General features: G+C 46.8%; 22 protein-coding genes. 10 read left to right on the top strand and 12 right to left on the bottom strand.

Annotation, left to right across the window (positions count from 1 at the left end; genetic code table 11):
* Positions 1–9 precede the first annotated feature (9 nt).
* Positions 10–2,385 (bottom strand): TonB-dependent receptor, encoded by a 2,376-nt coding sequence (locus QE357_RS01360; RefSeq protein ID WP_309705196.1) that lies wholly within the window; start codon positions 2,383–2,385, stop codon positions 10–12.
* Between the two features lie 114 nt (positions 2,386–2,499).
* Here QE357_RS01360 and QE357_RS01355 point away from each other — a divergent pair, with 114 nt between their 5' ends.
* Positions 2,500–3,501, top strand: coding sequence for an AraC family transcriptional regulator (locus QE357_RS01355; RefSeq protein WP_309705193.1), 1,002 nt, complete (start codon positions 2,500–2,502; stop codon positions 3,499–3,501).
* Positions 3,502–3,616: 115 nt separating this feature from the next.
* Here the strand turns inward: QE357_RS01355 and QE357_RS01350 are convergent, their stop codons facing one another.
* From QE357_RS01350 to QE357_RS01330, 5 genes are all read right to left on the bottom strand, one after another.
* A complete protein-coding gene (locus tag QE357_RS01350; protein ID WP_309705191.1) occupies positions 3,617–4,243 on the bottom strand; it encodes a DUF3575 domain-containing protein in 627 nt (208 codons plus the stop codon).
* Positions 4,244–4,973: 730 nt separating this feature from the next.
* Positions 4,974–5,891, bottom strand: coding sequence for a hypothetical protein (locus QE357_RS01345; RefSeq protein WP_309705189.1), 918 nt, complete (start codon positions 5,889–5,891; stop codon positions 4,974–4,976).
* Positions 5,892–5,978: 87 nt separating this feature from the next.
* Complete coding sequence (locus tag QE357_RS01340; protein ID WP_106636491.1) at positions 5,979–6,683, bottom strand: 2-phosphosulfolactate phosphatase; 705 nt, start codon at positions 6,681–6,683, stop codon at positions 5,979–5,981.
* Between the two features lie 105 nt (positions 6,684–6,788).
* Complete coding sequence (locus tag QE357_RS01335; RefSeq protein ID WP_309705185.1) at positions 6,789–8,597, bottom strand: DNA polymerase III subunit gamma/tau; 1,809 nt, start codon at positions 8,595–8,597, stop codon at positions 6,789–6,791.
* A gap of 166 nt (positions 8,598–8,763) precedes the next feature.
* The gene (locus QE357_RS01330; RefSeq protein ID WP_307141740.1) at positions 8,764–9,393 is read right to left on the bottom strand and encodes a Uma2 family endonuclease; all 630 of its coding nucleotides are present in this window, start codon (positions 9,391–9,393) and stop codon (positions 8,764–8,766) included.
* A 392-nt stretch (positions 9,394–9,785) separates the two neighbouring features.
* Between QE357_RS01330 and QE357_RS01325 the strand changes: the two genes are divergently transcribed.
* The 5 genes from QE357_RS01325 (at position 9,786) to QE357_RS01305 (ending at position 13,591) form a co-directional block, all read left to right on the top strand.
* A complete protein-coding gene (locus QE357_RS01325; protein ID WP_106636488.1) occupies positions 9,786–10,958 on the top strand; it encodes an aminotransferase class I/II-fold pyridoxal phosphate-dependent enzyme in 1,173 nt (390 codons plus the stop codon).
* A gap of 6 nt (positions 10,959–10,964) precedes the next feature.
* Positions 10,965–11,840, top strand: a complete 876-nt coding sequence (locus QE357_RS01320; protein WP_255400684.1) for a prephenate dehydrogenase — start codon at positions 10,965–10,967, stop codon at positions 11,838–11,840.
* Between the two features lie 178 nt (positions 11,841–12,018).
* Entirely contained in the window at positions 12,019–12,330 is a 312-nt protein-coding gene (gene rplU / locus QE357_RS01315) for a 50S ribosomal protein L21 (protein ID WP_106636487.1), read from the top strand.
* A gap of 84 nt (positions 12,331–12,414) precedes the next feature.
* Positions 12,415–12,681, top strand: coding sequence for a 50S ribosomal protein L27 (gene rpmA, locus QE357_RS01310; RefSeq protein ID WP_106636486.1), 267 nt, complete (start codon positions 12,415–12,417; stop codon positions 12,679–12,681).
* A 310-nt stretch (positions 12,682–12,991) separates the two neighbouring features.
* Positions 12,992–13,591, top strand: coding sequence for a NifU family protein (locus QE357_RS01305; RefSeq protein ID WP_198555211.1), 600 nt, complete (start codon positions 12,992–12,994; stop codon positions 13,589–13,591).
* A gap of 63 nt (positions 13,592–13,654) precedes the next feature.
* Here QE357_RS01305 and QE357_RS01300 read toward each other — a convergent pair whose 3' ends face one another.
* Together QE357_RS01300 and QE357_RS01295 are read right to left on the bottom strand one after the other, a co-directional pair.
* Positions 13,655–14,422, bottom strand: coding sequence for a geranylgeranylglyceryl/heptaprenylglyceryl phosphate synthase (locus tag QE357_RS01300; RefSeq protein ID WP_106636484.1), 768 nt, complete (start codon positions 14,420–14,422; stop codon positions 13,655–13,657).
* A 173-nt stretch (positions 14,423–14,595) separates the two neighbouring features.
* Complete coding sequence (locus QE357_RS01295) at positions 14,596–15,387, bottom strand: copper homeostasis protein CutC (RefSeq protein WP_309705176.1); 792 nt, start codon at positions 15,385–15,387, stop codon at positions 14,596–14,598.
* Positions 15,388–15,569: 182 nt separating this feature from the next.
* On the opposite strand from QE357_RS01295, the gene QE357_RS01290 reads away from it, so the two are divergent.
* The gene (locus tag QE357_RS01290; RefSeq protein WP_093200032.1) at positions 15,570–15,791 is read left to right on the top strand and encodes a DUF2795 domain-containing protein; all 222 of its coding nucleotides are present in this window, start codon (positions 15,570–15,572) and stop codon (positions 15,789–15,791) included.
* 55 nt (positions 15,792–15,846) lie between these two features.
* On the opposite strand, the gene QE357_RS01285 is transcribed toward QE357_RS01290, so the two are convergent.
* Positions 15,847–17,394, bottom strand: coding sequence for an FAD-dependent oxidoreductase (locus QE357_RS01285; RefSeq protein ID WP_309705169.1), 1,548 nt, complete (start codon positions 17,392–17,394; stop codon positions 15,847–15,849).
* Positions 17,395–17,539: 145 nt separating this feature from the next.
* On the opposite strand from QE357_RS01285, the gene QE357_RS01280 reads away from it, so the two are divergent.
* Entirely contained in the window at positions 17,540–17,875 is a 336-nt protein-coding gene (locus QE357_RS01280; RefSeq protein WP_309705167.1) for a DUF2085 domain-containing protein, read from the top strand.
* Here QE357_RS01280 and QE357_RS01275 read toward each other — a convergent pair.
* The 3 genes from QE357_RS01275 to QE357_RS01265 are packed head-to-tail and all read right to left on the bottom strand — an operon-like array spanning position 17,872 to position 19,381.
* Entirely contained in the window at positions 17,872–18,633 is a 762-nt protein-coding gene (locus QE357_RS01275) for an exodeoxyribonuclease III (protein WP_309705165.1), read from the bottom strand. The genes QE357_RS01280 and QE357_RS01275 overlap by 4 nt on opposite strands.
* 56 nt (positions 18,634–18,689) lie before the next feature.
* On the bottom strand, positions 18,690–19,028 hold the full coding sequence (locus QE357_RS01270) for a hypothetical protein (protein ID WP_106636480.1): 339 nt from the start codon (positions 19,026–19,028) through the stop codon (positions 18,690–18,692).
* Positions 19,028–19,381 (bottom strand): carboxymuconolactone decarboxylase family protein, encoded by a 354-nt coding sequence (locus tag QE357_RS01265; RefSeq protein ID WP_106636479.1) that lies wholly within the window; start codon positions 19,379–19,381, stop codon positions 19,028–19,030. Before QE357_RS01265 ends, QE357_RS01270 begins: the two co-directional genes overlap by 1 nt.
* A gap of 131 nt (positions 19,382–19,512) precedes the next feature.
* On the opposite strand from QE357_RS01265, the gene QE357_RS01260 reads away from it, so the two are divergent.
* Positions 19,513–20,196 (top strand): ComF family protein, encoded by a 684-nt coding sequence (locus QE357_RS01260; protein ID WP_309705162.1) that lies wholly within the window; start codon positions 19,513–19,515, stop codon positions 20,194–20,196.
* Between the two features lie 50 nt (positions 20,197–20,246).
* Positions 20,247–22,001 (top strand): discoidin domain-containing protein, encoded by a 1,755-nt coding sequence (locus QE357_RS01255; RefSeq protein ID WP_309705160.1) that lies wholly within the window; start codon positions 20,247–20,249, stop codon positions 21,999–22,001.
* Positions 22,002–22,345: the final 344 nt, after the last annotated feature.

Below are 22,345 nucleotides of genomic sequence, written 5' to 3'. Positions count from 1 at the left end.
CAAACTTGATTAATAAAGAATATAATTCACTTTCAGGTGGATACTGCGGCCCGCATTCTGAATGCGGAAATTGTCGTAAACGGGCGTATTCAGCAGGTTTTTAACCTGAACCCCCACCGAAAACCGGGGGCTGACGGGGTTATAGGTAAACCCAACCGTGTGGAGCGACTGATTGGGGATGATGTTGGGAGCATCGAACCGGGCCTTGCCCCAAAGGCCCAGTAATCCGCTTGGTTCCTGTGCTTTCGGTACGTAGTCCAGGTAATACTCCCTTACAAAAAGGTAGTAGTAATACAGATGGAGTTTATCGCGTGAGGACAGTACGTGCGAACACGTGCCCGTAAGCCCAAGATTGGCAAAGAAATAAGGCGTATTGCGAAGCCGGGAACCTTCGGCAATGCGGTTGCCCGTATCGAACAGCCGGAAATTCTGATACGTGAAATTCCCGTTGGCCCGCAGCCATTTCCACAGAGAAACGGTTAGGTCCGACTCCATGCCCAAGCCCCGTACATTCGTTACGTTCTGGTTCTGGCTGAACAGAAAATCGACCGGAACCCGCAGAATCATGTCGTGCGTAATCCGGTAAAAGGAATTGACTTCGAGGGTATAACGTCCCGTTTTTTCGGTCCGAAAGCCCAGATTGACGTTCGTACTCCGCTCGGGGAGAAGCTGAAAATTAGAGCGGTTAAAGTTACCATCGCCGAAGAGTTCGTCCTGTTCCGGCAGCCGCGTGGCCAGTTCAGCCGATGCCCGTAGAAACGTTGATGGAGCCAATGAAAATTTAAGGGCTTCAGCAATTCCCCAGCGTTGGATCGAAGCCGAACGGGGCTGTTCCGTTCCGTAATAATCGGCATCAATCGCGTGGGTGTCGTAATGATAGAACTTGACAATCAGCTGGTTGGCTAGACGTTCTTTGAGCAACGTCGAGGCTAAGCCCAGTGCGGCAACGGCTTTGTTATAGTTCGCCTTCACGGTCAGGATGTCCCGCCCCGACTCCCGAAACGTAACGCCCAGCGGATCGCGGCCCACGCGGGTCATGTTAGACGAAACGAGATTGAATTCCAGTCGGTGTTGATCGTTGAACGTATAAGCCAGATTTGTACGGGAGGTATGGTATGAAAAATCGAGCGTTGACAACGTTCCCCGCACAGAAATTTCGCCCTGACGGGATGGACTGGGAATGAAGTTCCCGTACCAGTCGTAGGTACCTCGGGCCGTATCAGTTTGAGTAACGCGAATCGTGTTGGTCGTCAGGAACTGATCGATGCTGAGTTTACCCACCGTTTTCCGGTAACGTAGCGTCGGGATGATGGAATACTGTCGACTCACGCTGGCCCCAAAGGGCTGCGACATCGTGGCACCGTATTGGTTCTGCCGATCAATATCGAAGCCCGTCACGCCAATTCGCAGTTCATCCGCCCAGCGTAGGTGAGTCAGTCCGCCGTAGATTTCAGCGTAATAGTTTGTAAATCGGTTATGAAAAAGCCGCACTGTAGCGGGTCGCTGAGTGGCCGTTTCCTGATCCGTTACGTTGACCGTTACCGGATAGTTGTTGTCAGAGCGGTTGAGGAAAGCATCGACCCCGACGAAGAATCGTCGGGTGGTATCAGTATACAGTGCATTCAACGACAGGCGATGGGTATTGAACGAACCGATTTCGTACGACCCTTCGGCATACCGGTAAAGCGATTTTTTAGTAATCAGATTCACCGCACCGCCCAGGGCATCGGCTCCTAAACTGGTGGGTAACACGCCTTTGTATACCTCCACCCGTTCCAGCATATTGACTGGCACAAGCGAGATGTTATAGCCAGCCCCCAGATAATCCATCGGAATGCCGTCTTTGAAATTCTTGATGGCCCGTCCCTGAAACCCATTCATCATCAAACCCGCGTCGGAGCCCAATCCGCCCGTTTGCCGGATGCGAATCCCCGCCGAACGGTTCATTAGCTCAACCAGCGTAGCGGGTTGCTCCTGTACCGCCTTGGTGTTAATAACCTCTGCCTTAATCGGTTGCAATTTGGCCTGCTGGGTTTCGGTTTTACCTGTTACCCGCACTTCCGAAAGTTGGCGGGCGTCTTCCTGCAACGTAATCGTAAGCTCCACAACGGACTGATTACCGGAACGAACCACCTGTGTCGACGACTGGTAGCCGAGGTGCGTCACCTGCACCTGATACGTTCCTTGCGGAAGAGCGGAAAACACAAACTGACCGTCGAAATTTGTTGTCGTGTATTTCTTTAGCTCGATCAGGCTTACCGTAGCACCCGGCAAGACCGATCCTTTCACATCCTTTACGCTTCCTTTGAATAGCCAGGGGACGGATTGTCCGTTCACCACCCAGGAAGCAAGAAAGGCCAGCAGAAATAGTAGCCTTTTACACATTTATCTGTACATTCGCTTATTAAGACTTATTCTTAATAGCGACAAAAGTAGGGTTGGATAAAGCCACCCTGGTAACGCGAGATGCAGTATTAATGCCGCCATAGACAGCCTTTTATGAAAATTGTATTTAGCTCCGACGCCATCCGGGAACATAACTTTGTAAAGGAGTATTCCGAAGGGTTTAAGGCTGGAAGCTCCACTGGCATTCGGGAAGTCACCACTGAATTCAGGTATGCGGGTATCCACTCCCAGGCTCAGCGGTTTTCCATTGACGGAGTTATTGCCGGTTTTTTTCAGTCACGGCACGATTTCTCGTTCACCCACTACGTCGAGAGCGATTTTCCGTACCTGCAAATGCATTTCGAATTAACCACGCAAGGTTGTCTGTACCAGCCCAAAGGTGACTTCGAACCGCATACGCTCATCACCAAAGGACAGCATGCCCTGCTGTTTTACCCCGCACTGAAAGGCCCCTTAACGTACCTGAAAACGCCCGGTGGATCGAGCGTTGAAATTGAATTATCGCTGGATTTTCTGCGTAAGATATTCAATAACGACCTCGAACAACTGGGTACGTTTGGCCGTCGGCTTGAACAAGCCCAACCCGCTTTGCTGGGCCAACAGAGTTACCCGATAACACCCCGTATGATTCAGGTGCTGTCCGAGATTCGGAATTGTCAGTACGTGGGTTCATTGAAACGAATGTTCGTGGAAGCAAAAATCGTGGAGCTGCTTACGCTTCAGATTGATCAGATTTTGTCGGCCCGAGACACCCAGCCCATATTGAAGAAGAAAACGCAGGATAAACTACAGGAAGTCAGAACCTTACTACTTACCCATCTGGACACGCCCTGTTCCATCGAGACGCTATCGAAAACCGTGGGCATCAACCGGACCAACTTACAGGAAGGCTTTAAACAACTTTTCGGGACCACCATTTTCGGGTACATCACCGACCAGCGGATGGAGCGGGCTCAGGAGTTCCTCACCAGTGGCCGATACGAGACCATTGCCGAAGTGGCCGCATTGGTAGGCTACAAAAACCCGCAGCATTTTACGGCGGCCTTCAAACGGAAGTTTGGCTATCTGCCTAAGCAGCTTTTGAAATCGGACTAGGTGTTTTTGCCATTTAATACACTCACTCCTGCCTCGTATCTATTGTTGGTAAGTGCTTTTTTGTTGCAAGAAGGGTCACTCGACTTCTTTACTCTAACCGCAGCGGAGGTATCGGTCAGAGCAAAAAACTTAGTACAATGAACCCCTGAATGCTTCTTACAGGTTCGCCACCCCGGCTTACGCCAAAACCTGGCTGATAGTTGCGAACGATATTACCTACATAGTTATTCCGTTGGGGTTGAAAACCATACTGTACGCCCGTTTCTAGCCGAAAACGTTTCGAAAGTTTGAAGGTTAACCCACCAGTTAAGGCACCTCCCACCAGTAACCCACTGACGTTAACGTCCTCCCTACTTTCATTCATAAAGTCTCGCCGAATACCACTCTGCTGATAACCAGAGGCAATCACTTGAGCCCCAATGAAAATATTGGTAGCAGGTTCTTTCCCGGTTACACTTAGCAGGTATAATCGCCCACCGACCTTCCCAAACCAACCGGAAGTAGCTCTTTCATCAATCATATCATCAAACTTCAGGCCACTCAAACCTATATAACCCGATCGATGTACGTAGCCTGAATGAAGCGTTAAACTGTAGGCCGGATGCTTTTGAAATTCTGCGGTGACTTCCAGCGTACGAAGGGGTAACAAGAGTACATTGGCTCCAAGGCGGGTTTTCCACTGAGCAAAGCTTAGGTTAGCCAAGCTAAAAAACAGAACAATCGTCAGTAGTGATTTTTTCATGGGTCAGTGATTTTTATACAGGACGCCAAACGCACGAAAAAGGTTGTATTTCAGACTAGTAGAAAAGAAGAATTATTGTGATCAAACCCTAAGAGATTACCAGCTATATACAAAAAAAGAACTCCTGCCGCAGAGCCGCAGGAGTTCATATATAATGTTTTCAGAGTGTTCCGCCAAGTTCACTCTAAAAAGAGTTCTTACGTATATAACTAAACTTAGAGATAATTAGTTTATTAAGGGCTTTTTTTATTTTAAGTGTTTACTTACTGTCTAACAAATAAGAGTTAACCAAAAGGAGTAAGCCTCTGCTTAATTCGGGTGACCATTGGAAGTAGAGTTTATGCAGCCATCTGTTATCGAGCCCCCAGATTTTATCCGGGAACAGACACGGTTGGTAATGATAGCTTATTTTATACCTGAAGGATACCCCGCAGTCGCTCGGCTCTAGCCGAGTGACTACCTAGCTATAGGCCTCTGGCCGGTAGACTGCGAACCAGTAGAGGATCAGCCAACAATTTTCCCCAACCAAAACAGGCTTGCGAACATCGGCCAGAGGCCTACCAGACTACCTCGTCGCTCGGCTAGAGCCGAGCGACTGCGAGGTATCATTTCATACCTGAAGGAGACATCATTACTTTCATAACAGAATCCGTCATTCAGAGCGAAGCGAAGAATCTTATGATCTTTTGCGAGCGTGTTGGGTCAGGCGGTAACTTGACTAAGCCAGCTTTTAATCTAAGCCTAAGATTACCTGAAACTTTTTCTTACCTATTTCTTTCACCGTCAGGGATATAAAATCGGTATAACTCGACACGCCAAACTGTTCGAATTTTTCACCGGATAATTCGTCTGGTTCCCAGCCTTGTAAACAGCTTTTCAACTGATTGACGTGTTGGGTGAAGAGTTGTTTAGCCTGATCTTTCGTTGAGAATTCTCCCAAAACGGCCTGATATTTTGTTTTCTCCTGTTCGGTCTCAAAAATAATTTCAGAATTTTTTCCGGGCAGAAAAGCGAACGAAGTCTGAAAGTGATCCGTAATGCCTGCTTTTTTATCGGTTTTGGTCTTCTTGCCCTTGATCCGGCTGAAATGATCCTGATGTTGAGAAAGCAGAAAGTTAACCCGCTCGCAGAAATCCGCCTGCTCCGTTGGAAGGATTACTTCGGCGGGTAGCAGGTATTTCCGAATCACGTAATCGCCCGCACTGTTAGGATCGGTGGAGGATACTTTGAGCTGATACGTACCCGTGACCGGAATTTTATAGCTCAATTTCTGGATACTAAAACCCGGAAATTCATCGGTATCTTTTTTCGTCTGCACCTGCTTATCAGGGCTTTCCAATGAAATGGCAATGCGATACCAATCCGTTGCTGCTTCCAACCGTAGTTCTTCGCCTTCTTTCAAGCTCAGGGTATAGATATCGTAATAACTCTTATCAGCATCCTGAGGGTCGGTTTTTCCGAGATTTCCCTTCACAATGTCATACGCAAAGGCTTGACCAGGTTGAAGCAAATGAGCATCAAGAGCGGTTTGGGAAGCGGGCGTTTTTACGGTTACTTTACCCTTTTTCTTAACAGGCTTTTTGGCTTTCTGAGCAAAGGTTGGCACGCTCAGAGTAATGAATAAAATCAGGTAGGGAAGGTATTTCATACGTTTTTGATGGTAATTTCTGAATGAAAAAACGCAGATAAAGTCATAAACCTTACCTGCGTTCGAAATTATTTTCCTATGAGCGGTTTACATCGCCACGAGTTGATTCCCCCGCAAAACGGGTAATACATCGTAGAGATCGTGTTGTAAGCAGTAAGAAATGTCTTTATGAATGCCTAAGCGGTGCAGACGACGCACGTGCGAAGAGTTCGCCACGAAACCTAACAAATCGTCTTTTGCCCCGACATAAAGCCGCTGTGCCATCATGGCGGCGTCTTCCGAAATCATAAATTCGTTTTGCAGACGATCTACCAGAGCCCCGGCAAATAAGGTGTCTTCCAGATTAGGTTTACCTTTCCAGCCCGCACATAACACCAGAATGTCGTATTGCTGATTGCGGAGGTATTGCGTTAAGGCTTCCAGATTCAGAAAAGATCCGATCATTACCTTCACGGCCGCCCGCGATTTGGTAATCGCCAACGTTCCATTGGTAGTAGTTACGGCAATGGTTGAACCCGAAAACTTCTCGTTCATGTAACTAAACGGCGAATTGTCCAGATCAAACCCCTCGGGCGTCATGCCATTCCGTTCGGCAGCGGCGTAATACCCCTGGTCGCGTAGTTGAACGCATTCTTCAATACTGGCTACGGGAATGATGGACTGCACTCCATAAGCAAAGCCTGTTACCATGCAGGACGTAGCCCGAAAAATGTCAACAACGACTACAATGGAATTATCAATTTTATGCTGATAGAGCAGCTCGGGAGTCAGACAAACGTCAATTTGTTTCATGAAGGGCTATTCGCTAATACCCGAACCATGTATTTGGTAAAGGTATTGGTTTGGGGTCGCAAAGATAAGAGAATGAGGGCACAAGAGCGAACGGGCTCTTGTATATTACCAGTCAAAATCCAGTCCCAGCGTATTTTTCAAATCTAGTAAAGCCGGATTTTTATCGGCCAGGTAATTAAACTTTTCAGCCTGGGTGTAAGGTTGACGGCTGGTTTGCTGCTCCAGCACAAAGGCATGAATCTGAATCTGACCGTTCTTCAGCGTTTGCCGGAGATACATTAATAAGTCCGATTTAAGATCGTTTAGCAAATCCAGCTGCACCGGGTTATCCACCCCCAGTTGAATCACGTTCCCTTCTATAGTAAAGACTCGATCAAGCATGACTACTTCGCTCATCGAGCCGCCCTGCCGCCGGATTTCCACGAATTCGTGCCAGGCTTTGTGCAGTTCTTCTTCGGTATAAGGCGTATTCTGCCGGACAATGGACTCTTTCTGTTCCGTTGTTACATCCGATTTTTCTTCAAAATTATTAAGATCAATCGTGGCTCTTAAGCGGGACGTAGCGGGCTTAGCCGGACGTGGCGGAGCAGCAACCGAAGTAACCACTGGTTCTTCGACAACCGTCGGAGCGGGCGTTACGGCTACCGCTGGCGTGGGGGGTACCGGAGGTGTAACTACGGGTGCTACCACGGGTGCCGGATTAGCCACAGGCGGAGGAGTTACTGATTTTTCAACAACAGGCTCAGGCGTTAACTTTTTTTTTTCGGGCACTTCCCCATTTCCCTGAGCGGGTAACCCGGCCAGGTGTAATACCGAAGGCAGGTGAGCCATTTTGGAGAGGGTAATCTCCACGTGTAGCCGCTGCTGCTTGGCCTGTTTATAAGTAATATCACACTGGCTGCCCAGACTCATTGCAGAGAGCAGAAAGGACAGCGACGCTTTCGCCGATTGTTCCAGATAGCGATTCTGCACCGACTCTGATACCTGTAATAAGCTAACCGTAGCGGGATCTTTGCAGACCATCAGGTTTCGGAAGTGTTCGAGTAAACCGACCACAAACTGATGACCATCAAAGCCTTTCCGCAGGATTTCGTCGAACAATAACCAGGCTTGTGGGACGCTTTCAGCCAGTAAAGCCTCCGTCAGACGGAAGTAATAATCGTAGTCAAGGATATGAAGATTACTCAGAACGTCGTGGTAATGAATCTGACCGTCTTTAGAAAAGGTAACGTTCAAATCAAACATCGACAACGCATCCCGTAGACCACCGTCGGCTTTCTGGGCAATTAACTCCAAAGCGTCGTAGTCGGCCTTGATTCCTTCATTATCTGCGATATGAGCCAGATGGTCAGCCATATCCCGGATCTGAATCCGGTTGAAATCAAAGATCTGACAACGACTCAGGATTGTAGGCAGAATCTTATGTTTTTCCGTCGTCGCCAGAATGAAAATGGCATAACTTGGCGGTTCTTCCAGCGTTTTCAGGAAGGCATTGAAAGCACTCGTCGAAAGCATGTGCACCTCATCAATGATGTACACCTTTTTGCTACCCATCTGGGGCGGGTAACGCACCTGATCAATCAGGTTACGAATGTCTTCCACGGAGTTATTGGAAGCCGCATCCAGCTCATGTACGTTCAGCGAAGCGTTGTTCTGAAAAGCTACGCAGTTTTCGCATTCACCGCAGGGCTCCACGCGGTTATCCAGCCGCAGGCAGTTAATCGTTTTAGCCAGAATTCGGGCACAAGTCGTTTTACCCACTCCACGAGGTCCACAAAATAAAAACGCCTGAGCCAGGTGATTCGTCCGAATGGCATTTTTTAGCGTCGTCGTAATGTGCGACTGCCCCACCACTGAATCGAAAGTCACCGGACGGTATTTTCGGGCCGAAACCACAAACTGCTTGTCTTCCATGCCGTGAAGTTACGAACGGATTTTCGATTGAGTGTAGGGATCGTTAAAGATTCAGATGCCCTTTTAAGCTAGTGGCCTGACTTTCATTTTAGTATTTCACCTACGTAAAAGCCTCGCTTTTTACACAGAGAAAGCGAGGCTTTTGACTGACAGGATCACTAAATTCTTACCGAATGGAGAACTCTTCTTCGGGTAAGCCTTCGGTCTGTTCGTAGGCGTCATCCATCAGGATAAATAAATCGATGGTTTTCAGATGCAGCATATCCGAACCGTGCTGAGCCTGATCAGTTAATACCCATTGGCCCGATTCATTCTTCCGCCATAACTCTGCATAAAATCGGCGAGAATCAATTACCAGATATTCCTGTAGGGATTCGAGTGCACGGTAATTTTCGAATTTACTGCCCCGGTCATAATTGCTGCTTTTCGCAGACATGACCTCAATGATCACTGCCGGGTTGAGTAACGTATCTACCTGGCTATCCGAAAATTCGGGTTCGCCTACGGTAATGGCCAGGTCAGGATAGGTATAATAATTGGTCTCGGCTACAAAAATTCGCTGATCGCCCGTAAAGCTGTGGCCGAGCCCCTGTTCCTGTAAATGCTCGTCAATGGCTCTTGACAGGTTTTCCTGAATTAAGTTGTGATACTTACCCCCCTGATTTTCGGAAGTAAGTTCATTAAGGTCAGTCATGGTAATCATCTGACCATTGAAATATTCGCTTTTTACTGTAGCGGTTCGTTCAGTTTGCAGGTATTCTTCCTGACTAATAAACGTGCGTTGAAGGGTAGCCATAACCGTTCTGAAATTAGAAGTTAATGCTCGATAAGTTACCAAAAAAAATTGGCCAGCGTTTCCAGGCCTACTTGAACTTCCCGAAAATTGTAAACCGAGGCACGCTGCCTTTCGGGAAGTTGAAAGACGCACTCCCACGCGGCGAATCACGTCTCAATGTCATTTCACAGTTACCCTTAACATTTCCAGTACATTTCCTTGGCGATTTCAAAAATCCCCAATACTTTTGCCCGGTCTAATTACAACTATGGCAACGATTCTGTACACGGCTTCTTATTATTACTACTACGCCAATGCGTAGAGCCGGGTAGGAAATTGTCTTTTCAAAAAGCATTGCATCATTCCGCAGCCGGCCCGTATGGAGTCGGTTTTTTGTTTTTATACCCAATAACATGGCAACGATTCAGCCCGCTCAGCGGCTCAGTTTGGTACAGGAATACTACTTTTCGACGAAACTCAAGGAAATCGCCGAAATGAAGAGCCGTGGCCTCGACGTGATTAACCTTGGTATCGGCAGCCCCGACCTGCCTCCTTCGTCTCAAACCATCGACGCTCTGAGCACGTCTGCTCAGAATCCCCGCAACCATGCCTATCAAAGCTATGTAGGTTTGCCCGCTCTGCGTCAGGCATTTGCGACCTGGTACCAAACCTATTTTCACGTAGGACTTAATCCAGCGAATGAAATTCTGCCCTTGATCGGTTCAAAAGAAGGAATCATGCACATTGCCATGAGTTACCTGGAACCGGGCACCGTTACGCTCGTTCCTAATCCAGGTTATCCTACGTACAAGGCCGCGTCATTACTGACCGGAGCGGAAGTTCGGGAATACGATCTTTCGGAAGAAAATGGCTGGTTACCCGATCTGAAAGCCTTAGCTCAAACGGACTTATCCAACGTGAAAGTCATGTGGGTAAATTATCCTCACATGCCTACGGGAGCAAAAGCGACACCTGCCTTATACGAAGAGTTAGTAGCATTTGGTAAAGAGCACAGTATTCTGATTGTCAATGATAATCCTTACAGTTTTATCTTAAATAACGAGTACAACAGCATCCTCTCGGTGCCCGGAGCGAAGGAAGTGGCTCTGGAATTAAATTCGCTTTCCAAGTCACATAACATGGCGGGTTGGCGAATGGGCATGCTGGCCGGTGGTGCGGAGCATCTGGCAAACGTCGTTCGCTTCAAATCCAACATGGATTCGGGCATGTTTTTACCTTTGCAGGAAGCCGCCATTGAAGCGTTGAATAACCCCGAATCGTGGTACGATGAACTGAATGCCATCTACGCCGAGCGTCAGAAAAAAGTATTTGAGTTACTCGACCTGCTGGATTGTAGTTATGATCCCCAACAGACCGGTATGTTCGTCTGGGCTAAGATTCCTTCGACGTATGCAGATGGGTATGCGTTGTCCGACGAAATTCTTTATAATGCCAACGTATTCATTACCCCAGGCGGCATTTTTGGGTCGCAAGGCAATGGTTATATTCGGATTTCGCTGTGTGCAGAAGTATCTGTTTTTGAAGCTTCTATCTTACGAATTCGGCAAACCCGAGGCATTTGCTAAGTCCCATTGTCAACGGAAAACCATAAACTGAAAACTACGAACATGACTGTAGGAATTGTTGGGATTGGCTTAATTGGCGGCTCGATGGCCCTGGCCCTCAAAGAATCAGGCTTTGCAGATACCATCATTGGGGTGGATAAGCAGGTTGAGCACGTCGTGAAGGCTCTTGAACTGAAATTAGTAGATAAAATGGCATTGCTCGACGATGCCATTAACCAATCAGACCTTATTATACTGGCCGTACCCGTTGACGGGCTGCTCACACTACTACCATACGTACTGGACCGGATTGATAAACAAATTGTTATCGATGTAGGATCGACGAAACGTCCGATTGTCGAAGCAGTGAAGAATCATCCGAACCGTCGCCGGTTTGTGGCAACGCACCCGATGGCGGGTACGGAGTATTCCGGGCCTGAAGCAGCCGTTCGGGGCTTATTCACCGGAAAATACAATGTGATTTGCGATGCTGCCGACTCAGATTCGGACGCTGTTGCGACGGTAAAAGAGCTTTATGAATCGATAGGCATGAAGATTACGGAATTCGATTCCGTATCCCATGACGTACATACCGCCTATATCTCACACATTTCACACATCTGTTCCTTTGCTCTGGCCCTAACCACGCTGGAAAAAGAAAAAGAAGCGAACCGGATTTTTGAATTAGCCAGTTCCGGTTTTGCCAGTACGGTTCGTCTGGCGAAAAGTTCACCCGAAACCTGGATTCCTATTTTCCGTCAAAACCGGGAAAACATTCTGGATGTACTGGATGAATACATCAACAACCTATTGAAATTCAAGGGATTAATGCTATCCGATAGTTACGACCGTTTTCAGGGTTATCTAAAAGACGCGAATGATATTCAGCGGATTCTGGAGTAGATTTTGAGGGGTTAGGTAGGGGTTGTTAGTGGTTAGCAAATGGATGTACGAACATCTATGAATTATTTCAAACAACTAATAACCAATAACCAACAACAAATTTTCCCCGCGACTTGCTGATTGTCAAAAGATTTCACTACCTTTGCAGTCCATTTTTCAGGACCAAACATAATTTAAAATGTACGCAATTGTCGAGATCGCAGGTCAGCAATTTAAAGTCGAACAAAACCAATACCTCTACACGCACCGTTTAGCGGGTGAGGAAGGTGCTGCCCTTGTGCTGGATAAGGTTCTATTGGTGGACAATGATGGTGCCATTACCGTTGGTGCTCCTGTCGTTTCAGGTGCTAGCGTTAAAGCTAAGATCCTAAGCCACGTTCGTGGTGAGAAGGTCATTGTCTTCCGTAAGAAACGCCGCAAGGGGTATCAGAAGCAAAACGGCCACCGTCAAGACCTGACGAAAATCTTAATCGAAGAAATTTCATTGTAATTGGTTGTAGCGAAGAGTTGAGGAGGTTGGAACGTTTTTCAATAAGCTCAACTATAAACTATTAACTAAAAACCAAACAAGATCATGGCACACAAGAAAGGGGTCGGTAGCTCCAAAAACGGCCGGGAATCGGAAAGTAAACGTCTCGGCGTAAAAATCTTCGGCGGACAAGCAGCCATTGCTGGCAACGTATTAGTTCGTCAACGCGGAACTCAGCACAATCCTGGCCGCAACGTAGGTATCGGTAAAGACCACACACTTTTCGCTTTAACTGACGGTGTTGTAGAATTCAAGAAAGGTCTGAAAGGACGTTCTTTCGTTAGCGTTCTTCCCGTAGAAGCAGAAGCTTAGTCGGTTTTCCGTTTTTAGTGAGCTGTTTTCCGTTTACTAAAACCCGATTACACCAAGCATTGAAAATCCCGTTTGAATGTGATTCAAACGGGATTTTTCGTTTGTTATCAAATGTAGAAAAGCGACTTTATCGCATCTGGGTTAGAAAGGAAGTGCTATTGGGAATGATGCTACCAGTTCCTCAGCCCGGTAGCCGCAATGAAGTCGCGTTTCTACATTTGATTTTCATTACTAAAAACGGATAACCTGAAACCGAAACCTGTAAATTCGTGTTGGATAAACACCTATAACTACAGATATTCCCAGCGTTATGCTCCGACCACAGGTACTTGTCTATACAGAAACGACGCCGAACCCGAATTCCATGAAGTTTGTCATCAACTTCGAACTGGTTCCTGAAGGCGTTTCCTTCGATTTTGCTTCTCCTGAAGAAGCCATCTCTCCCGAAAAAAACTCTCCTTTAGCCGTTGAATTATTCGGCAATGACTGGGTTCAACGGGTATTTATTTCCTATAACTTCGTTACCGTAACGAAAGACGAAGAGACCGAATGGGAAGAAGTATTATTTGAAACGAAGCAACTCATTAAACGTTACATGGATACGGGTAAGCCCGTATTAACCCGTGCCGCCGCCGAAACGCAACACGACGTTATTAATGGTGAGCAGGATTCTGATACCGTTGTCAAGATCAAAGCCGTTCTGGATCAATACGTAAAACCAGCCGTTGAAATGGATGGTGGAGCCATTAGCTTCTCTTCATTCCAGGAGGAAACGGGGCTAGTGAAGTTATTATTACAAGGTTCATGCAGCGGTTGCCCCTCTTCCACCATGACCCTGAAAGCAGGTATTGAAACTTTACTAACCCGCATGGTTCCTGAAGTGAAACTGGTAGAAGCGGAAGGCGTTTAAGCCTTTTCTGATATAAAAGTAAAAGCCTGAGTCCGAACGACTCAGGCTTTTACTTTTTATTACTTACAAATTAACCGCTAGTTTTTCATTCATAGCCCGAACGGTGGCTGCAATTTCGGGTAGTAAGTCTGGATTTTTTTCAATTCCATTTCCTACCACGACTACGTCGGCTCCGGCTTGCAGGGCAATTTTTGCCTTCTGAGCGGAGTCAATGCCACCGCCAATAATCAAAGGCGTTTCTACACTCTGGCGAACGGCGGCGATCATTTCGGGCGTAATACTTTTCAAAGCTCCACTTCCGGCATCCATATACGTTAATCGTAAACCCAGCATTTCTCCGGCCATAGCCGTACAGGCTGCTACTGCGGGTTTATTATTAGGAATCGGCGTAGTGTGCGACATATACGACGCCGTCGTCTGCTGGCCCGCGTCGATGAGCAGGTACCCTGTGGGAAGAATTTCGAGTCCTGATTTTTTCAGCATCGGAGCCGCTACCACCTGCTGCCCAATCAGATATTCAGGATTCCGACCCGAAATTAACGATAAAAACAAAACGGCATCGGCTGAGGGATGCACGTGCATGTTACTCCCCAGAAACAATACCACTGGAATTTTCGTGTATTCCCGAATGAGAGCGATGATTTCACCCATCTGAAACTGCGTAATCAGGCTACCACCCAGAAAGAAAAAATCAACTTGCTCTTCCTGAGCACGCTTCAGCAATGAAGGAAATTCATCCATCCGTACATCGTCTGGATCAATCAATACAGCAAATGCCTTTCGACCTTGTTCCCGAAACGTAATAAACTGATTAAGAATCGGTTTTATCATGAGAGTGCGTATTCAGTTAAACACGAACGCGGTTGAAGGGTAATCTATTGCCTCGACACGTTCCATGGAATAATTGCTCAGAGACCTGGCTGGGTCTATGCCTGATGCTTTTTCAAAAGTACGAACTTTGGCTGGAAATAGCCTTGAAGCTTTTAAATTGCTCGTGTGTAGCCCTACTTTCGACCTTCGTTAGTAGGAGCATGAACCTGTTTTACTACCGCCTGTACCCGTTCCCAATCGGTATAAGAAACGTCATATTCCGGCACGGAGGGCACTCCTCCCAGGGCAATTCCTTCTTTGCGGTACATCATCCGGCTATCGCGGCTTACCTTGCCTGATAAATGCAGGGCGTCCACTCCCGTATCTAGTAAGGCCTGAGCATTGGCGGCATTAACGCCGCTTCCAGCCATGATTTCAATTCGGCCCGCCGCCTGCGTTACCAATTGTCTGATCAATTCAGCCCCATCGGGAGCCTTATCCTGACAGCCTGAGGTTAAAATCAGTTTACAGCCCGTAGCAATCACGTCTTCCAGAGCCTGAATGGGGTCCTTCACAAAATCAAACGCCCGGTGAAAAGTGACGGGAAGCGGGGCCGCTAGCTCTACTAGTTCCTTCGTGCGGGTCACATCCACCTGACCGTCGGGTAACAGAATGCCCAGCACCAGGCCATGAACTCCCGCTTTTTTAAAGGCTTCGATATCCGATTTTATGACTTCATATTCTAAATCATCGTAACAAAAATCACCGCCTCGGGGCCGTAAGATCGCATTAACCTTTAAACTCACCGACTGTAAGACTTTAAGAGTCAATCCCATGGAGGGAGTGGTTCCTCCTTCAAACGGGGAGGCACATAACTCAATTCGGTCTGCACCGGCCCTTTCTGCAGCAAGACAAGACTCTAAACTGAACGAACAAACTTCTACCTTCCGTAGTTTACTATTTTCAAACGAATGCATTTCGCTCATAATCAATAATTTATAGTTCTTTTGGAGAGAACGCTCTTTTTTTTTAGAAAGGAACGATACTTTTTGGAACGTTTTTTATTTTATTCGGGCGAAAAATAGGGGTAAGTCAGTTACGAAAACAAAAAAGACTTACTTTTGCAGTCATTTTTCTGGACCCATTATATCATTAGGAGGGAAAACGCATGTATTGGACCCTTGAACTTGCTTCCTACTTGGAGGATGCTCCGTGGCCTGCAACTAAAGATGAACTTATTGACTACGCTATCCGCACGGGTGCTCCCCTGGAAGTAGTTGAAAACCTTCAGGAACTTGAAGACGACGGTCAACCTTACGAAAGCATTGAAGAAATCTGGCCGGATTATCCGACAAAAGATGACTTCTTCTTCAACGAAGACGAATATTGATCTTCGCTGATTATTAAGCTCTTGGTCAGGCCCGAATTAATTCGGGCCTTTTTTATTAGGCTTGTAATAGCTTTTCTACCTGTGCGTACGTCTGTTGGGTGGCTTTTTCATCCATCAGGCCCAGTCCTAATCGACGATACAGAATATCTTCGGGCGTGCAGGCCATTTCCTGTTGCCGGGCAAAAACGACTTCAGCCCGAATAAAGGGGTGATTCTCCACTAAAAGCTCCTTCAAAGCGGAATTTTCACGCGTTAAATCAGCGACGTTCCGGGCTTCCGTTCCGTAAGTTCGGGCCAGATGCCGGGCAATTTCTTCCGTGAATTGATATTCTTCCTGAAGTTTCAGAAATAAGTCTGGTGTATAATTTTCAGCCCCCGACAAGAGGTATTTTTCCGTTACACAATCCCGATTTCGGATTTTTAATACCTCACAAACGGCATCAATGGTATCACTCGCCATGAGTCGATAAGTAGTCCATTTTCCGCCCAGAATGCTGATTAACTTCGTTTTATCATCAATTTCTACTTCGTGATCCCGTACCAGCGATTTGGTTTCTCTGGCAAACGTGGCTTCAATCAGGGGTCGCTGTCCGGTAAAACCTGCTTTTACTTCTACTTCCGTAATCGGCTTCTGTAAATACCGATTTACGTAGTCAATGAGATACTGCTTTTCTGCTTCCGTTGGCAGGGGCCGCTCGTTGAGTTGATCTTCCAGATCGGTAGTTCCAACTAATACCTGCTCTTTCCAGGGGATGAGAAAAAGTACGCGTCCATCATCCGTTTTAGGGACCAGAATGGCCGTATTACCCGGCAAATGTTCTTTCTGCAATACAATGTGCGAACCTCGGCTGACCCGCATGCGGGGTTGAGCTTTGCTAGAAGCCATCGTACGGATATGATCCGCAAACGGTCCGGTAGCATTGACAAAGACCTTGGCGGTCAAGCTATAATTTTTACCCGTTAAGGTATCCTGCACTTCCATTTTACGAAGCTTCCCCGACTTGGAATACCCAAACTCCAGAGCTTTCGTATGATTTATTACCACCGCCCCTTCCTTAGCCGCCGACTTAATCAAAGCCAGAGCAAAACGAGCATCATCCAACTGTCCATCGTAATACAGAACGGCACTGTGCAAATGCTGGGTCTGTAACTGAGGAATTAACTCTATTACCTTCGATTTCGATAACCAGCGGCTCGGCTGAATATTCCGGCCACCCGCCAGCCAGTCGTACATCTTCAAACCAATGGTATAATACAACCCTTCCCACCAGTTATGGCAAGGCGTCAATAAAGCCAGCGGACGCGTGAGGTGAGGAGCGTTTTGAAGTAATGTCCGGCGTTCGTGCAGAGCTTTCCGTACCATACGAAACTGATCGGGACTCAATTGCTTCACGGCCTGCTCCAGATACCGAACACCGCCGTGAATAAGCTTGGTTGATTTCGATGATGTTTGGGCGGCAAAATCCTCCTTTTCAATCAGGCAGACCTTTAGCCCTCGCAAAGCGGCATCCAGAGCACAACCGGCTCCTGTAGCCCCTCCGCCAATGATACACACATCAAAAGGCTCTGCCGAAAGCTGTTCTAAAAAAGCGGCACGATTCATAGCAAAGAAGGATGAGATTCTTCAGCGATATAGAGCTTTTTCAGCATTAATTTAGTACTTACCGACGTTTTTATCAGAAAAATTTGATGAAAAAGCCTATTTCATGCGTAATTCATTGCTAAACGTTTAACTCATCCCCTTCGGTATGTTTGCCTGTCACCGTCGTCCTGATCGCTCTTTTTTCTGGCAAGGAAAGCCATTTCCCGTCTGTGCCCGCTGCACGGGTTTGTACCTGGGTTATGGGTCAGGTATAGTGCTGGCTCTGTTTTTCTGGTCCTGGGTATCTTACGCAGCCATTCTGTTACTCATTCCTTTAATCGTCGATAGCCTTACCCAATCCTGGCAATGGCGAACCAGCACCAATCCTTTACGGTTCATCACTGGGTTACTCGGCGGCATAGGAATCATCGGTTTTACCCTTGCTCTGGCGTATTCGGCGACGGTATACCTGCAATCGTATTTTTCGTCCACGAGTTATTAATCAATCTCCAGCATAACCGGGCAATGATCTGAATGCTTCACCTCCGACCAGATCGCGGCATCTTTTAATCGGTCACGTAAGGGCTCTGAAACCAGATGGTAATCAATTCGCCAGCCCAGGTTTTTACCCCGTGCCCCGGCCCGGAAACTCCACCAGGTGTATTGATGCGGTTCTGGATGAAAATGGCGGAAAGAATCGATAAATCCGCTTTCGAGGAAGCTACCCATCCAGGCCCGTTCTTCCGGTAAAAAGCCCGAGGAGTTCGCGTTGGATTTGGGGTTATGAATATCAATGGGTTGATGACAGATGTTGTAATCGCCGGAAATAATCAGATTGGGGATTTCCTTTTTCAGTTCATTGATATAGTCCTGAAAATCACGCAGAAATTCCATCTTGAAAGCCTGACGTAACTCGCCACTCGAACCCGAAGGCAGGTATAAACTAATGAAGGAAAAATCTTCGAAATCAGCCCGTAAGATCCGCCCTTCGTGGTCGTAAATTTCGTTACCACAACCGTATGCTACGTGTTTAGGCGTGTGTTTCGTTAATAAGGCGACCCCCGAATACCCTTTCTTCACTGCCGGATGCCAATACAGTTGATAACCCATCTTTTCGAAAATGGTATTATCAAACTGATTCTGATCCGACTTTACCTCTTGTAGAGCAACAACATCGGCATTGGTAATTTCCAGCCATTCCGCAAAACCTTTGGTCATGGCCGAGCGAATGCCGTTTACGTTGTAGGTAATCAGTTTCATAGCAAACAATAGGGGAAAGGAACCCTGCCGCCTGAACGACGACAGGGCTTTAATGATTAAATCTGTTCTCTTTCGAAATATTCTAATACATGCTGTTTCAGCAATTCTTCCTGACTTAATAAATCGACGAAAGGCAGCGGTTTGGCTAGTTTCCAGTGCGGCCAACCTTCAGCATCGAGTCCTTCAAGCTCATAATAACCACTGTAGCTCAATACTTTACAAACGGCGATGTGCATCAGGTCCTGCTTCTGTTCTTTGGTAAAAAACTGGTGGCCTTTACCCAGTTCCTGCACGCCGATGAGAAACAGAACACCGTTTAAATCGTTGGGGCGTTTCCCAATCATGCTTTCCAGCCGATCTAGCAAACTTTCCCATTCCTGATCTTTTTCTTTCATTAGACTTCGGTTTTACTACCCTGCAATTCGTCCCAATACTCCACCGCCCGCCGCAGGTGAGGAATCACGATGGTTCCGCCAATGACGGTTGCAATGGAGAAAACTTCCTGCATTTCGGCTTCCGTAACCCCCAGCTCGTGGCATTTACCCAGGTGGTATTTCACGCAATCGTCGCAACGCAACACCATTGAACAGGCCAGGCCGATCATTTCCTTGGTTTTGCTGGAAACAGCTCCTTCTGAATACGTATTCGTGTCAAGATTAAATAAACGTTTGATAACCAGGTTATCAGAGCCCAAAATGCGTTCATTCATTCGGCCCCGGTATTCGTCGAATTGTTCTACGAGTGACATGTGTTGTTAATAGCTAGTATGAAGTAAACGCTGAAAAACAGCCTTATCTATTTTCCGGTTCGGATTACTTAGTCAATGGTAATCTCACTTTCCGTTTTCACAGCGAAGTTAGCCAAAAACTTACCCTAACCATGAAAAGCTACTGGAAGGCCTTCTGGGCCCTTCTTTTTCCGCGTATTTGTCTGAGTTGCCAGCAGGCCCTTGCCGAAGGAGAATACCTTCTTTGCACTACTTGTCACTATAACTTACCCCGCACGCAAAGCTGCCTGACGGGCCACTCGACCATCGAAGAAAAATTTGCCGGAAAGATAAAGATTACCAGTGCCCACGCTTACTTGAAGTTTCAGAAGGGCGGAAAAGTTCAGCATTTGCTTCATCAACTGAAGTATAACAACCAGCCTGAGGTAGGCGAAGGGCTGGGGCGGCTATTCGGTTCGGAAATCAAAACCGCCGGGCTTACTGCCGACCTTTTATTACCCGTACCTCTACACGAAAGTCGACTCCGGCAACGGGGGTACAACCAAAGCGATTCCATCGCCAAAGGCATTTCAGAGGTAACGGGAATTCCGTGGAGAAGTGATGTGCTGCAAAAAGTAAAGGCGACGACCAGCCAAACCAACAAAAGTCGAATGGAGCGTTTTCAGAATGTAGCGAATGCCTTTCAGGTTATTGAAAAAAACGGCATTGAAAATCAACGAATTGCCCTGATTGATGACGTTATTACTACGGGATCAACCCTCGAAACCTGTGCGGAGGTATTGCTTGAACACGGTTGTAAAGAACTTCACATCTGGACGCTTGCAACAGCCCTCTAAAAGCCCAATTTTGTACTCCTTTTACGCTAAGCAAACCAGCCATGAATGCTATGAAAACGAGATTCCTGAACGCTTGCCTCGTCATTACTTTACTGCTCATCAGCAGTATTACCTCATTTGCCCAATTAACCTACTGTAACCCCATGGACATTGGGTATCGGTATAATTTTGAGCAGATGAATGAAAAGATTTCCTACCGTTCTGGGGCCGATCCGGTTATTGTCAATCACAAGGGGGAGTATTACCTTTTTGTAACGATTTCCGGGGGTTACTGGCATTCCAAAGACCTTTCCAACTGGAAGTTTATTACTCCTGACAAATGGCCCTTCGAGGATATGTGTGCTCCGGCGGCCCTTTCGATAAACGATACGCTTTTTCTTTTTCAGTCTACGTTTGAACAACGACCCATTCTTTATTCGGTAGAGCCGGAAAAGGGCAAATTGCAGTTCTACAATCGCTGGTTACCGCGACTACCCAAAGACATTGGTCCCTGGGACCCAGCTATTTTTCACGATGACGATACCGACCGCTGGTTTATGTACTGGGGCTCTTCCAACGTCTATCCCATTTTCGGAGCGGAGCTGGACCATAAACGACGCCTCACCTATGCGGGTCCTTACCAGTCCATGTTCTGGCTCGACCCTTGGAAACACGGTTGGGAACGCTTCGGCCCGAATCACGCCGACCTGATAAAACCTTTCGTGGAAGGAGCGTGGATGACCAAGCATAACAAAAAATATTACCTGCAATACGGAGCTCCGGGCACCGAATATAACGTGTACGCCACCGGCACTTACGTGGGCAAAGACCCGCTTGGCCCCTGGGAATATGCTCCTTATAACCCTATTTCCTACAAACCAGGCGGCTTTATGAACGGAGCCGGACATGGGAATACGTTTCAGGATATTTACGGTAATTACTGGAATACAGGCACACCCTGGATTGGCGTAAACTGGGGTATGGAACGACGACTGGCGATGTTCCCCGCTGGCTTTGACCAGGACGATCAGATGTATGCGAACACCCGCTTTGGCGATTTTCCGCATTACCTGCCTACAAAAAAATGGCAAAATAAAGACGAGCTTTTTACGGGCTGGATGCTGTTGTCTTATCAGAAACCGGTTACCGCTTCTTCCACAAAAGACACGCTCAGAGCCAGTTTAGTTACCGATGAAAACCCACGAACCTTCTGGGTTGCCCAGCATAACCAACCGGGTGAATGGCTGACGGTCGATCTTCAGCATGAAAGCGAAGTAAAAGCCGTTCAAGTCAATTATACCGATTATGAAAACAATGTATATAATAGCGATTCCACGGTTTATACACAGTTTAAAATTCTGCATTCTAAAGACGGGAAACGCTGGGAAGTAGTCACGGACTTATCCAGCGAACCCAGGCGAGATCGGGCCTGTGCGTATGTAGCGTTTTCAAAGCCTGTACGTACGCGTTACATCCGGTACGAACATATCTATACGGCTGGTCCACATCTGGCGATTAGCGATGTTCGGATCTTCGGGAATACGCCCGGAAAAGTGCCTAATACCTCTATCGGGTTGAAAGTGGTTCGACAGAAAGATCAGCGAAATGCGGATATCCGCTGGGAAAAAGTGCCCGGTGCCGTAGGCTATAACATTCGCTGGGGCATTGCTCCTGATAAACTTTACCAAACCTATCAGGTCTGGTCAGATCAGCCATCCTACCTGGAATTAAGGGCATTGAACGTAGATGTAAATTATTTTTTCGCTATTGAGGCTTTTAATGAAACTGGCGTATCTACTCTTAGTACAATACTATCAATCAAATAAGAACTTTTCCCTTTATTTTGTCATATTTATAGATTTATTATCAATTATCAAACACCAAAAACTATATTAATTATCAAAAAAAACTCGTTTATTTACTATTAAATCAGCGAATAGTCAAAACAAACCCATTCGTCTGGCTATTTTGATGTTTACCGGGAAAAACATACCATCTATCGAATGGCAAGGTACCTTGTTCAGAAATGGTGTTAATCTTGTTCTATCAAGTTTGAGTTTAACTCACCTCAAAAAACGTTAATTATGATATCCGCTCCTGTCAGCTACATTAACTTTGATTCTACTCAGGTTGCCAGAACAACTAAGAAGATTGCCAAAGCTAAAAAACC

The sequence above is a fragment of the Siphonobacter sp. SORGH_AS_0500 genome (assembly GCF_031453245.1).
Lineage (GTDB): Bacteria > Bacteroidota > Bacteroidia > Cytophagales > Spirosomataceae > Siphonobacter.
The sequence above is the reverse complement of the archived record's forward strand: the minus strand, read 5'-3'. Positions and strand labels throughout refer to the sequence as shown.

Coding starts and splice junctions, on each gene's coding strand:
- QE357_RS01355 (WP_309705193.1), top strand. CDS start 2,500: ATGAAAATTGTATTTAGCTCCGACGCCATCCGGGAACATAACTTTGTA.
- QE357_RS01305 (WP_198555211.1), top strand. CDS start 12,992: ATGCTCCGACCACAGGTACTTGTCTATACAGAAACGACGCCGAACCCG.
- QE357_RS01260 (WP_309705162.1), top strand. CDS start 19,513: ATGAAAAGCTACTGGAAGGCCTTCTGGGCCCTTCTTTTTCCGCGTATT.
- QE357_RS01360 (WP_309705196.1), bottom strand. CDS start 2,385: ATGTGTAAAAGGCTACTATTTCTGCTGGCCTTTCTTGCTTCCTGGGTG.
- QE357_RS01255 (WP_309705160.1), top strand. CDS start 20,247: ATGAAAACGAGATTCCTGAACGCTTGCCTCGTCATTACTTTACTGCTC.
- rplU (WP_106636487.1), top strand. CDS start 12,019: ATGTACGCAATTGTCGAGATCGCAGGTCAGCAATTTAAAGTCGAACAA.
- QE357_RS01285 (WP_309705169.1), bottom strand. CDS start 17,394: ATGAATCGTGCCGCTTTTTTAGAACAGCTTTCGGCAGAGCCTTTTGAT.
- QE357_RS01270 (WP_106636480.1), bottom strand. CDS start 19,028: ATGAAAGAAAAAGATCAGGAATGGGAAAGTTTGCTAGATCGGCTGGAA.
- QE357_RS01330 (WP_307141740.1), bottom strand. CDS start 9,393: ATGGCTACCCTTCAACGCACGTTTATTAGTCAGGAAGAATACCTGCAA.
- QE357_RS01340 (WP_106636491.1), bottom strand. CDS start 6,683: ATGAAACAAATTGACGTTTGTCTGACTCCCGAGCTGCTCTATCAGCAT.
- QE357_RS01275 (WP_309705165.1), bottom strand. CDS start 18,633: ATGAAACTGATTACCTACAACGTAAACGGCATTCGCTCGGCCATGACC.
- rpmA (WP_106636486.1), top strand. CDS start 12,415: ATGGCACACAAGAAAGGGGTCGGTAGCTCCAAAAACGGCCGGGAATCG.
- QE357_RS01280 (WP_309705167.1), top strand. CDS start 17,540: ATGTTTGCCTGTCACCGTCGTCCTGATCGCTCTTTTTTCTGGCAAGGA.
- QE357_RS01295 (WP_309705176.1), bottom strand. CDS start 15,387: ATGAGCGAAATGCATTCGTTTGAAAATAGTAAACTACGGAAGGTAGAA.
- QE357_RS01325 (WP_106636488.1), top strand. CDS start 9,786: ATGGCAACGATTCAGCCCGCTCAGCGGCTCAGTTTGGTACAGGAATAC.
- QE357_RS01265 (WP_106636479.1), bottom strand. CDS start 19,381: ATGTCACTCGTAGAACAATTCGACGAATACCGGGGCCGAATGAATGAA.
- QE357_RS01335 (WP_309705185.1), bottom strand. CDS start 8,597: ATGGAAGACAAGCAGTTTGTGGTTTCGGCCCGAAAATACCGTCCGGTG.
- QE357_RS01345 (WP_309705189.1), bottom strand. CDS start 5,891: ATGAAATACCTTCCCTACCTGATTTTATTCATTACTCTGAGCGTGCCA.
- QE357_RS01290 (WP_093200032.1), top strand. CDS start 15,570: ATGTATTGGACCCTTGAACTTGCTTCCTACTTGGAGGATGCTCCGTGG.
- QE357_RS01300 (WP_106636484.1), bottom strand. CDS start 14,422: ATGATAAAACCGATTCTTAATCAGTTTATTACGTTTCGGGAACAAGGT.
- QE357_RS01350 (WP_309705191.1), bottom strand. CDS start 4,243: ATGAAAAAATCACTACTGACGATTGTTCTGTTTTTTAGCTTGGCTAAC.